Source organism: Ancylomarina sp., from assembly GCF_041555295.1.
In the GTDB taxonomy this organism is placed as follows: Bacteria; Bacteroidota; Bacteroidia; order Bacteroidales; family Marinifilaceae; genus Ancylomarina.
On the sequence record NZ_JBFFKR010000021.1, the window covers coordinates 17,132 to 28,472 of the forward strand.

Here is an 11,341-nt window from a genome sequence, read left to right on the forward strand (position 1 = left end):
TGCCCCTTAACAAAAGAATACACTATATTTGTAATGTTGAAACTAACAATCCAAAGTTAGTTCTAAGCTCAACTCCAAAAGAGCTTAGTCAATTTTTTTCATAGGTTAGATTTAGGTTAGTAAGAAAAACTCAGGTGGGGACCTGAGTTTTTTCTTTTATAGGAATTTCTCATCAACCACGAGATCATTTACTCTACAAACACGCTTCTCTACGACTACATAAACACCTCATAACAACACAATTAATTCTAGAAGAAACTGAAAACTATCATATATAGCAAGGAGAAACATAAGCACATTTCAATCGTGTTAATATTTCAACAATACGTGAAATAAACATTCATGTGTGAAATTTTATTCAGCTTTGTTTTTTTATTCCAATATTTTCATCATATTTGCACCTATAAATCAAAAAAAAATGAACATGATATTGACCACATTAAAAAAACAGATTAAACACAATAAACACTATTGAGTTACTATCTATGTGGAATCATGTGAAGCTTTAAAATATCAAAAAGCCTGCAGAATTTCTGCAGGTTTTTTTTGTGAAAATATCTAAGCGAATTAAAGTATAATCTTAAGGCAACCATAAATTAAAATAACCTTAGGTTTTAAATTCTCTAACTATTACAAAACAAAAACCATGAAAATCTTAAAATTTGGCGGCACCTCCGTTGGTACTCCTCAACGTATTCAAAACCTAGCCCAAATTGTTCAGAACGAAGAGCCTTGTATTGTCGTGCTATCCGCTATGGCAGGCACAACCAATGCACTGGTTGAAATAACCGAATTATTATATAAAGGTGATAATGAAAACTCCCTTATTAAAATTGAAGACCTCGAACAGAGTTATATTACAAGAGTCAATGAGCTGTATACAAGTTCAGAATATCTGAACAAAGGACTAGAATTAATTAATTCTCATTTTGTTTACATCCGAAACTTTGTTCACAAGACTTTTACTCAGCTTCAAGAAAAAGCGGTACTGGCCCAAGGCGAATTAATTTCGACAGCCATGTTTCACTATCATTTGTCCGAAAACAATATTGATTCTGTCCTACTTCCAGCCCTCAACTTCATGCGGATTGATAAGGATGGTGAGCCCGACAGCTATTACATTCAGGAAAACCTTAAAAGAGAAATCAGCCAAAATCCGCAAAACAAGCTATTTATAACTCAAGGCTATATCTGTAGAAATGCGTATGGTGAAGTTGACAACCTACACAGAGGAGGTAGTGACTATTCTGCTTCACTTATTGGTGTCGCTATTTCTGCTTCTGAGGTTCAAATCTGGACAGATATTGATGGCTTTCATAACAACGATCCTCGTTTTGTAGAACAGACTCACGCAATTAGTGAATTATCTTTCGACGAAGCAGCCGAATTAGCTTATTTTGGGGCAAAAATCATGCATCCTGCCAGTGTATTACCCTGCAAATTGAGTAATATTCCTGTACGTCTTAAAAACACATTAAGCCCTATTGATGTGGGAACTCTCATATCAAATAAATTAGAACGAAAGCGTATTAAAGCCGTTGCGGCAAAAGACGGAATTACAGCCGTGAAAATAAAGTCGGGACGTATGCTTTTAGCCTATGGATTCCTAAGAAAAATATTCGAAGTTTTCGAGATTTACAAGACTCCTATTGATATGATTACCACCTCCGAGGTAGCTGTATCACTAACAATTGATGATACAAGCCGACTTGAAGAAATTGAAAAGGAGCTGGAGAAATTTGGTACCGTTGAAATCGACACCAATCAATCTATTATATGTATTGTTGGTGACTTCATATCTGAAGCAGCAGGTTCAGCAAAATTAGTTCTTGAAGCCTTAGACAAAATACCCCTCAGAATGATTTCATATGGAGGAAGCAGTCACAATATTTCAGTATTAGTTGATCAAGAAAATAAGGTTGAGGCCTTAAAATCACTGAACAAACTATTCATTTAGAAAATGCAATTGTTTACTTATTGAATCAACTTCTAAACTTAAAACACATGATTAATTCAACGACATACAGATATTTAAATTCACAGGAGACACCATTCTACTATTACGATTTGGATCTACTTGAGACCACATTAAAAAACATCAAAGAAGAGGCTGCACAATACAATTATCACGTCCATTATGCGATAAAAGCCAATGCAAACCCAAGAATACTTTCACTAATACAAACTTATGGTTTTGGTGCTGATTGTGTCAGTGGTAACGAGATAAAAAGAGCATTGGAAAATGACTTCTCTGCAAAGAAAATTGTCTACGCTGGTGTAGGCAAATCAGACAAAGAAATTGAAATTGCTCTTGATGCCAATATTTTTTGTTTCAACTGCGAGTCTATCCCCGAAATTGAAGTGATAGATGAAATTGCCAAGTCAAAAAAGAAGGTAGCGAAGATTGCCTTGCGTATTAACCCTAATGTTAATGCCAATACACATCATTATATCACAACGGGTATAGCTGAAAACAAATTCGGGATTAATCCTTGGGAATTCGAAGAAGTGCTCCGTTTATTAGAAAACTCTGAGAATCTAAACCTGATTGGATTACATTTCCATATTGGCTCTCAAATTGTTGACTTGAGTGTTTTTAAAAGTCTTTGCTTACGTATCAACGAAATTCAAGATTGGTTTCTAGATCATCAAATTATTGTCGACCATATTAATGTTGGAGGCGGCTTTGGCATCAACTATCATAAGCCTGATGAGGAACCTATACCTGATTTTAAAAACTACTTTGCAATTTTCAATGAATTTCTGAGTCTAAAAGCGAATCAGGAGGTTCATTTTGAATTAGGAAGATCGATAGTTGGACAGTGTGGAAGCTTAATTTCACGCGTACTGTATGTGAAAAATGGGATCAACACCAATTTTGCAATTCTAGATGCAGGTATGACTGAATTATTACGTCCGGCTCTCTATCAGGCATTCCATAAAATTGAGAATTTAAGTTCAACAAATCTACCGGAAAAATACGATGTGGTTGGTCCTATTTGTGAATCATCAGATTGTTTTGGAAAAGCCGTTTCCTTGCCTAAAACGAAGAGAAACGATCTGATTGCAATTCGTTCAACAGGAGCATATGGGGAAGTAATGGCATCAAAATACAACCTTAGACAGATTGCAAAATCTTTTTTTTCACATGACATTCAAAAACAATAAGTGCTGATTATCTGATCACTACAATCTTATTTAGATGCAAATATTTAACTATTAACCAAAAACCATTTGGATTTTAATTTTAAAATTCGATACATTTGTCAAAATCTAATAAGAAAAAACCATGAACGCTTCAGTTTGCAAATTTTGGTGGTGGCATAATACTAATCTCTCATATACCCTGAGCAGAAACGTCCGCCCTATATGCAAATTTTAAGCCTTTAAAAAAGATAAAAACAGCATTAAGCGACCTACTGATTTCTCAGTAGGTCGCTTTTTTTTTTACCCCAAATTCCAATACCATGATCAAATTCAAACATTATAAAAAAGAAATGCTTGCCGATGTTATTACACCAGTAAGTATGTATCTGAAACTTAGAGATCGATTTCCTCAAAGTATTCTTCTGGAGAGCTCAGATTATCACAGCCCTGAAAATGCAAGTTCTTTCATTGCACTTGAGCCAATCGCTAACATCTGTTTGAAAGATAATTTGCTTATTGAAAGTATTGGTGCTGATAGAAAAGAAACCAGTATCAAAGATCAACCAATTGGCTTCTTGGCAAATCAGTTAGAATCCTTTGTCAAACAATTTGATCTGGAAGACAAAGATGAGATCAATAAAGCCAATGCTTTATTTGGTTACACTTCTTTCGACGCAGTACCGGGATTCGAAAGTTTAAATTTTATTGAGAAAGCGGGTGAGAAAATCCCACAACTCTCCTATTCTCTATATCGTTTCATCATTGAGGTTAATCATTTTAATAATACGCTTAGCATAGTTGAGCTAAGTCATAATGGTGAAGAATCAAGAATAAAGGAGATTGAAGATTTACTTCGTAATCACAATATTCCAAGTTTTAGTTTCTCGCTGAAAGACGAAGAAGAGAAAACAAATATGAGCGATCAGGATTATCTTGATATGGTTGAAAAAGGCATCCAGCATTGCCGACGTGGCGATGTTTTTCAAATCGTTCTTTCACGATCCTTTTCACAAGGCTATCAAGGTGATGATTTCAATCTCTATAGAGCCCTTCGATCTATTAACCCATCACCCTACCTATTCTATTTCGATTGCGGTTCTTTTCGAATTATGGGTTCATCGCCCGAAGCACAAATTGAAGTTAAAAATAATAAGGCCTACATTCATCCTATTGCAGGAACATTCCGCCGATCGGGTGATGCTTTGCAAGATATTGAGTTAGCTAAAAAATTAGAAGCGGATGAAAAAGAGCAAAGCGAACACGTTATGCTTGTTGATTTAGCTAGAAATGACTTAAGTAGGAATGCGACTAATATAAAAATCGAAACTTTTCGCGAGGTCCAATTCTATTCTCATGTCATTCATTTGGTATCAAAAGTATCTGGAGAGTTACCAAAGGATTACAACACTTTTGATTTAATCGGGAACACTTTTCCTGCTGGTACTTTATCTGGAGCACCAAAGTATAAAGCTATGGAACTCATCGATAAATATGAACCCACAAGTCGCGGTTTTTATGGAGGCTGTATTGGCTCTATTGGCTTTAATGGTGAGGTAAATCAGGCTATCATGATTCGAACTTTCCTGAGTAAGGATAACAATCTATATTATCAGGCAGGTGCTGGAGTTGTAGAAAAGTCAATTCCTAAAAGTGAACTTGAGGAAGTTGATAACAAACTGGCAGCACTGAGAAAAGCAATGAAAATTGCAGAAGAAATTTGAAAATAAAAGAAGGGTGTTGTCAGATATCGGACATCAGTTATCTGCTTCAGAAATACATCAACTAATCAACACATTAGCACATCAACGTCATGAAAATACTTGTTCTAGATAATTACGATTCATTCACCTATAATTTGGTAGAATATTTACGTCAACTTAATCCTGGCGAAATAGAGATTCATCGCAATAGAGAAATTGAATTGCACGAGATTGAAAAATACGATAAGATTCTCCTTTCACCAGGCCCTGGAATTCCTGATGAAGCTGGAATTCTAAAAGCACTGATTAAAAAATATGCGCCTACAAAATCAATCCTGGGGATTTGCCTGGGGCATCAAGCCATAGCTGAAGTTTTTGGAGCTGAACTTGAAAACCCTTCAAAGGTATACCACGGTATCGCTTCGGATATTAGCCGATGTAACGATAAGTCGAAACTACTTAGAGGTATCCCCCCTGAATTTAAAGCTGGTCGTTATCATTCATGGAATGTATCAGAGCATAAATTACCCGATTGCTTAGAAGTGACTTGTAAGGATAAAGAGGATATGATCATGGGCTTAAGACACAAAGAATACGATGTTGAGGGGATTCAATTTCACCCGGAATCAATACTAACACCTCAGGGCTTACAAATGATTATGAATTGGTTGATGGAAATTTAATAGAGATAAGCTAAGTCACACATGCAATTTCAAAAACTAGGAGATGAAAAATATATTACACCATTTATTCGAATATAAAACACTCACAAAACAAGAAGCTGAGGAAGTTCTGATACAAATTACCGAAGGAGAATACAAGGAAGCTCAGATCATAGCCTTTCTGACCGTATTTCAAATGCGAAGCGTAACTGTTGATGAACTAATTGGATTTAGAACTGCTCTTTTAAAGATGGGTATTCCTGTTGATTTCAGCGATTACAATTGTATTGACCTTTGTGGCACAGGTGGTGATACAAAAAACACGTTTAATATATCAACATTAGCTTCATTTATTGTAGCAGGTTCAGGTGAAATGGTAAGTAAGCATGGTAATTACTCTGTGTCCTCTTTTTGCGGATCATCGAACGTAATTGAACATTTAGGCTATCAGTTTAAGGATAAAGAAAACGAATTAAAGGAGGATTTGGAACGCTCCAACATTTGTTTTTTACACGCTCCACTTTTCAATCCTGCAATGAAAAATGTAGCATCCATAAGAAGAAACCTAGGTATAAGGACATTTTTCAATATGCTAGGCCCTTTGGTCAACCCATCGCAACCCAAGCATCAGATTGTTGGTGTGTATGATTTAGAATTAGCTCGTCTATACCAATATGTGCTGCAAGAGACAGACACTAAATATACAATCATTCATAATATTGATGGTTACGACGAAATTGCCTTAACAGATAAAGTCAAACTTATATCGAATGATAGTGAGGAAATAATAAGTCCTCACGATTTAGGATTTAAGCTTCTAGCTCCCGAAGAATTATACGGAGGTCAATCTGTTGACGAAGCTGCCAAACTCTTCGTGAAAATCCTGAAAGGGAATGGTAGTGAAGCTCAAAACTCGGTATGCATTGCCAATGCAGGTATTGCAATTCACTGTCTGCATCCTGAAATCTCACGAGACGATGCCATAGATAGAGCTCGAGTATCCCTGGAATCTGGCAAAGCGCTTATGGCACTTAACAAACTTGTAAAAGAAACTATTTAAGAAAAAGTCATGCACGATATATTACGCACCATAGTAGAACAAAAACACAAGGAAGTTGAGCAGCTTCAAAGTCAATATTCTATTGATGATTTGAAACAAGCGAAGCACTTTCATCGCACTTGTTATTCAGCTAAAGCCGCTATAACAACTGGTAACAATTCGGGTATTATCTCTGAGTTTAAAAGACAATCGCCTAAAAAAGGACCAATTAATGCTAATGCAAATATAAGAACCGTTGTTCAAGCCTATCAGAAAGCCAATGCCTCTGTCGTTTCTGTTTTAACTGACAGCCTTTTTTTTGGTGCTCATGATACTGATTTTGAAATTGCTCGTGAGAGCCTAAGTATGCCTCTTCTTCGTAAGGATTTTCTGGTAGATCCTTATCAAGTTTATCAAACTAAGGCTATGGGTGCTGACTTGATTCTCCTTATAGCAGCCATTCTTACTCCTGAAGAAGTTGAGAGTATGAGCCAACTGGCAAAGAATTTAGGTCTGGAAGTTCTTCTTGAAATTCATGATGAATCGGAATTAAAGCACATCAGTTCAAGCGTTGATTTGGTTGGAATAAATAATAGAAATTTGAAAGATTTCTCTGTAGATCTGAAGCATTCAATCAAGTTATCGGAACAAATTCCAGACCACTTCATAAAAGTGACTGAAAGTGGAATCAAAGGAGAAGATGATATTCTATTTCTAAAATCAAATGGTTTTCAAGCCTTTCTCATTGGTGAACATTTTATGAAACAAGAAAATCCTGGCAAAGCCTGCTCTGAATTAATTCAAAACCTAAGCCTTAATAATTAATAAGATGAAATTAAAAGTATGCGGGCTTAAAAGTCCAGAGAATATAGAACAACTAACAAAGCTTGATGTGGATTTCATGGGCTTTATCTTCTTTGAGCGATCCAAACGATACGTTGCTGATACACTAAGCAAAGAGATAATAAAGGCCATCCAAAATCATATCAAAAAGATAGCCGTATTTGTGAATGCCCGATCAGAAGATATCTTATGGACTTTGAAAGATTACGACTCAAAGTTCGACTACATACAATGCCATGGGGATGAAACACCAGAATTCTGTCAGGACTTGAAAAAAATGGGCTTTGGAATCATCAAAGCCTTTCAAATGGATGAAGAATTCGATTTCAATCAATTAAAAGCTTATGAGTCCGTTGTAGATTACTTTTTATTCGATACATCTTCGAAAAATTATGGCGGAAGTGGTCAAAAGTTCGATTGGACTTTACTTGATAAATATCAGGGGAACAAACCATTTTTCTTAAGTGGAGGTATAAAACCAGAGGATGTCAAACGATTACAAAACTTTAATCACCCTCAATTTTACGCCATCGATATCAATTCGGGATTCGAAGATGCACCCGGTTTAAAGAACATCGACCTAATCGAAACATTTAGCAAAAAATTAAAAGAGATTACCACCGAGTAGGGTGTTTATCTGAAGATAAATTTGATCCCTTCGGGATAATTTACAATCTACATATCATCACATCCACTCAATCAACACATCATATCCCATGAACTATCAAGCAGACAATAAAGGCTTTTACGGCAAATTTGGAGGAGCATACATCCCCGAGCTTTTGCGTAGAAATATCGATGAACTCGAAAATGCCTACTTAGATATATTAGAATCGGAAGATTTCAAAACAGAGTATGCACGCTTACTCGACAACTATGTGGGACGTCCTACTCCACTGACTCATGCAAGGAATCTTTCAGAAAAATACAAGACTCAAGTTTACCTAAAACGTGAGGATTTAAATCATACTGGAGCACACAAAATAAATAATACGATTGGGCAGATACTTTTAGCAAAACATCTGGGTAAAAAACGAATTATTGCTGAAACGGGTGCTGGTCAACATGGTGTTGCTACAGCGACAGTTTGTGCTCTTTTCGGCCTTGAGTGTGTTGTTCATATGGGAGCACTAGATGTAGAAAGACAAGCTCCAAATGTGGCTCGAATGAAAATGTTAGGTGCCTCAGTTGTTCCTTCAACCTCGGGTAATCAAACCCTTAAAGATGCGACCAATGAGGCTATTCGTGATTGGATTGCCAACCCTCACTCCTTCTACCTCATAGGTTCAGTAGTTGGACCTCATCCTTATCCAGATATGGTGAGCCGCTTGCAGTCCATCATATCTGAAGAGATTAGAATGCAATTGGAAAAAGAACAAGGAAATCCTAACCCAAACTATGTAATAGCTTGCGTTGGTGGTGGTAGTAATGCCGCTGGTGCATTTTATCATTACCTCGATGAAGAAGAGGTTAATTTAATCGCCGTGGAAGCTTCAGGGAAAGGTGTTGATACCGATGAAACTGCCGCTACGATTACCATTGGAACCACCGGATTTATTCATGGGAGTAAAACCTTACTGATGCAAGATGATGATGGGCAAATTATAGAGCCATACTCAATTTCTGCAGGTCTTGATTATCCTGGCGTGGGCCCAATACATGCGCATCTAGCTGAAATAGGTCGTGTGAAATATATCAGCGCAACTGATGATGATGCTCTTAAAGCTGCCAATATTTTGGCTCTAAATGAGGGTATTATTCCTGCCCTAGAATCGGCTCATGCTCTTGCTGCTCTCGACAAAATACAATTTAGAAAGGACGATATAATCGTTGTCATTGTATCAGGACGTGGGGATAAGGATATGGAAACGTATATGAACAATTAATGAATTCAGTTTTTGAATTTATAGACTCAACACATTAACACATCAAATCATTAACGTATCAACATATCATCTCATGAATAGAATAGACAACTTATTCCAAAATAAAAAACAAAATATCCTATCCATCTATTTTCCAGCTGGATATCCCAACCTAAACGATACGGTTCCTAATTTGGAGCTGCTACAAACCGCTGGCGTAGATATGGTGGAAATTGGCATTCCTTTTTCTGATCCTTTAGCAGATGGAGCAGCCATACAAGCAGCAGCTAAACAATCGCTTGATAATGGGATGAATCTGCGTTTGCTTTTTGAACAACTTAGAACTGTGCGTAAAACAGTAAATATTCCACTGATACTTATGGGATACTGGAATACGATTTATCGTTATGGTGTCGAACAATTTCTTATTGATTGCCAGAAAGTTGGCATCGATGGACTTATTGTTCCTGATCTTCCATTGGAAGAGTTCGAATTATATTATAAAGCCGATTTCGAAAAACACGGTATCTATAATGTCCTGCTAGCTTGTCCAGAAACAGAAGAAGGTCGTTTAAAAAAGCTTATAGAGTCAAGCCAAGGTTTTCTCTATATGGTTTCCTCATCGGCTACAACAGGTGGAAGCATGAAGCTTGACGAAAAACAAAAGGCCTATTTTAATCGAATCAAAGAAATTAAAACACCTAGGCTTATTGGTTTTGGAATAAATAATAAAGCAAGTTTCGAATATGCCTCGCAATACGCCAATGGCGCTATAGTTGGAACTGCGTTTATAAAAGCATTAGAGAAAAATCAAGCTGAGAATTTTATTATTGGATTAAAATAAGAGTCGGAGATTTTAAATAGAAAAGCACTGTTACTCAATAATGAGAGAACAGTGCTTTTTTAGTATTTATTACTTTGTATTTATAGTCTCTTCAATCGTATTATGAAATCACCATGTGGCATAATTTTCAGCCACAATCGTTCTGTATGAACAAAGAATCTTCTGAAAAAATCAAAATATAAGGTCAGATAAAAGAAAGCTGTTGTCAGCCAGATAAAACCCAAATTGAACCAGAAAGTTTCAATTAAATAATTTCCTAAACGCTTTTCAGCTGCATAAAAATGTGCTCGTCCCACTTTATGTTCCGGTGATTTAAATATCGGATCTTTTAACCGAACCAATTCACCCTTATACTCTGTGAATTTATTTAATTCCCTTTTATTGAGCACAACCTTTTCAATGGCTTTGTTATGGTATCTCTGTTTAAAAGCAAATAGTTCATCCGAACTACCATACTCTTTACGCAAATCGTTGTAAGCCTTATCTCGCATAGCAGATGCACGAGAATACCTACTCCAGAAAATTTGTTGTAAATCGTCAAGCCATTGATTAACCGAATCTGCATTAGAAACTGAAATATCTTTAGGAATCGCATCTATATCAGACAATTTAGAAAACTCACTTCGAATTAATTTAAGCTTTTTCGTTACATTTTGGTTCTTATGAGTGAGGCGCACATAGGCCTTGTATCTTCTCGATAGTTCTGGAATTAAAAAGGAAGCTTTATATGAAGCATCACTCATCTCCTTTTCCAAATCAAAAAACTGTTTCTCAAATTCATTCTTACTAAACTGCTCCACCATCAATGCCTCATAAGCCCATCTTGAAGTCATCAAATCACCACAAACAGGTACATATTTTTGAGTTGTGATACTCGGATGGAGCTTATTATAACTCACAATAACACCCGAAAACAAAAGCTGAGGAACCAATATAAATGGGATAGAAACATAAACTGCTACTACTGAATTCAGAGATGCAGACAGATTTAAACCAATGAGATTAGCACAAGCTGATACTGTATACAACATCAACCAATACTCAAAATTTAAACCTTTAATTTCCAAAATTGAATTAGCAATAATCACAAAAAAGAAACTCTGAATAGCTGAAATTCCAAGCATAACAAGCACTTTGGAATTGATATAACTCAAACGACTCAAATTAAGAAATGACTCACGTTTAATAATACGCCTATCGTGAAGTATTTCCTCTGCTGAAATAATCAATCCAAGGAATAG

10 protein-coding genes are annotated in these 11,341 nt (G+C 36.1%); 9 read left to right on the top strand and 1 reads right to left on the bottom strand.

The genetic code is table 11. The features are described 5' to 3' along the window. Positions 1 to 646: 646 nt before the first annotated feature. The 9 genes from ABY905_RS03385 to trpA all read left to right on the top strand — a co-directional run bounded on the left by ABY905_RS03385 (position 647) and on the right by trpA (position 10,100). Positions 647 to 1,957, top strand: coding sequence for an aspartate kinase (locus ABY905_RS03385; protein ID WP_372640493.1), 1,311 nt, complete (start codon positions 647 to 649; stop codon positions 1,955 to 1,957). Positions 1,958 to 2,004: 47 nt separating this feature from the next. After that, positions 2,005 to 3,168, top strand: coding sequence for a diaminopimelate decarboxylase (gene lysA, locus ABY905_RS03390; RefSeq protein WP_372640496.1), 1,164 nt, complete (start codon positions 2,005 to 2,007; stop codon positions 3,166 to 3,168). 299 nt (positions 3,169 to 3,467) lie between these two features. Beyond that, complete coding sequence (locus tag ABY905_RS03395) at positions 3,468 to 4,868, top strand: anthranilate synthase component I family protein (protein ID WP_372640498.1); 1,401 nt, start codon at positions 3,468 to 3,470, stop codon at positions 4,866 to 4,868. Positions 4,869 to 4,957: 89 nt separating this feature from the next. Then, complete coding sequence (locus tag ABY905_RS03400) at positions 4,958 to 5,530, top strand: aminodeoxychorismate/anthranilate synthase component II (protein WP_372640500.1); 573 nt, start codon at positions 4,958 to 4,960, stop codon at positions 5,528 to 5,530. Positions 5,531 to 5,573: 43 nt separating this feature from the next. Beyond that, positions 5,574 to 6,569 carry an anthranilate phosphoribosyltransferase gene (gene trpD / locus ABY905_RS03405; RefSeq protein ID WP_372640503.1) on the top strand — a complete coding sequence of 332 codons (996 nt, stop codon included), beginning with the start codon at positions 5,574 to 5,576 and terminating at the stop codon, positions 6,567 to 6,569. 9 nt (positions 6,570 to 6,578) lie between these two features. Next, entirely contained in the window at positions 6,579 to 7,373 is a 795-nt protein-coding gene (trpC, locus tag ABY905_RS03410; protein WP_372640506.1) for an indole-3-glycerol phosphate synthase TrpC, read from the top strand. Positions 7,374 to 7,377: 4 nt separating this feature from the next. Next, positions 7,378 to 8,019 carry a phosphoribosylanthranilate isomerase gene (locus ABY905_RS03415; protein ID WP_372640508.1) on the top strand — a complete coding sequence of 214 codons (642 nt, stop codon included), beginning with the start codon at positions 7,378 to 7,380 and terminating at the stop codon, positions 8,017 to 8,019. A gap of 88 nt (positions 8,020 to 8,107) precedes the next feature. Continuing rightward, complete coding sequence (gene trpB / locus ABY905_RS03420; RefSeq protein ID WP_372640511.1) at positions 8,108 to 9,277, top strand: tryptophan synthase subunit beta; 1,170 nt, start codon at positions 8,108 to 8,110, stop codon at positions 9,275 to 9,277. Positions 9,278 to 9,350: 73 nt separating this feature from the next. Next, positions 9,351 to 10,100: a tryptophan synthase subunit alpha gene (trpA, locus tag ABY905_RS03425; RefSeq protein ID WP_372640513.1), complete on the top strand. Its 750-nt coding sequence runs from the start codon at positions 9,351 to 9,353 to the stop codon at positions 10,098 to 10,100. A gap of 80 nt (positions 10,101 to 10,180) precedes the next feature. Here the strand turns inward: trpA and ABY905_RS03430 are convergent. After that, on the bottom strand, positions 10,181 to 11,341 hold a 1,161-nt coding region (locus ABY905_RS03430; RefSeq protein WP_372640517.1), incomplete at its 5' end, for an ABC transporter permease.

Excerpts from the sequence above, each read along its gene's own strand:
- ABY905_RS03395 (WP_372640498.1), top strand. The coding sequence starts at position 3,468 with ATGATCAAATTCAAACATTATAAAAAAGAAATGCTTGCCGATGTTATT.
- trpA (WP_372640513.1), top strand. The coding sequence starts at position 9,351 with ATGAATAGAATAGACAACTTATTCCAAAATAAAAAACAAAATATCCTA.
- trpD (WP_372640503.1), top strand. The coding sequence starts at position 5,574 with ATGAAAAATATATTACACCATTTATTCGAATATAAAACACTCACAAAA.
- trpC (WP_372640506.1), top strand. The coding sequence starts at position 6,579 with ATGCACGATATATTACGCACCATAGTAGAACAAAAACACAAGGAAGTT.
- trpB (WP_372640511.1), top strand. The coding sequence starts at position 8,108 with ATGAACTATCAAGCAGACAATAAAGGCTTTTACGGCAAATTTGGAGGA.
- ABY905_RS03415 (WP_372640508.1), top strand. The coding sequence starts at position 7,378 with ATGAAATTAAAAGTATGCGGGCTTAAAAGTCCAGAGAATATAGAACAA.
- ABY905_RS03385 (WP_372640493.1), top strand. The coding sequence starts at position 647 with ATGAAAATCTTAAAATTTGGCGGCACCTCCGTTGGTACTCCTCAACGT.
- ABY905_RS03400 (WP_372640500.1), top strand. The coding sequence starts at position 4,958 with ATGAAAATACTTGTTCTAGATAATTACGATTCATTCACCTATAATTTG.
- lysA (WP_372640496.1), top strand. The coding sequence starts at position 2,005 with ATGATTAATTCAACGACATACAGATATTTAAATTCACAGGAGACACCA.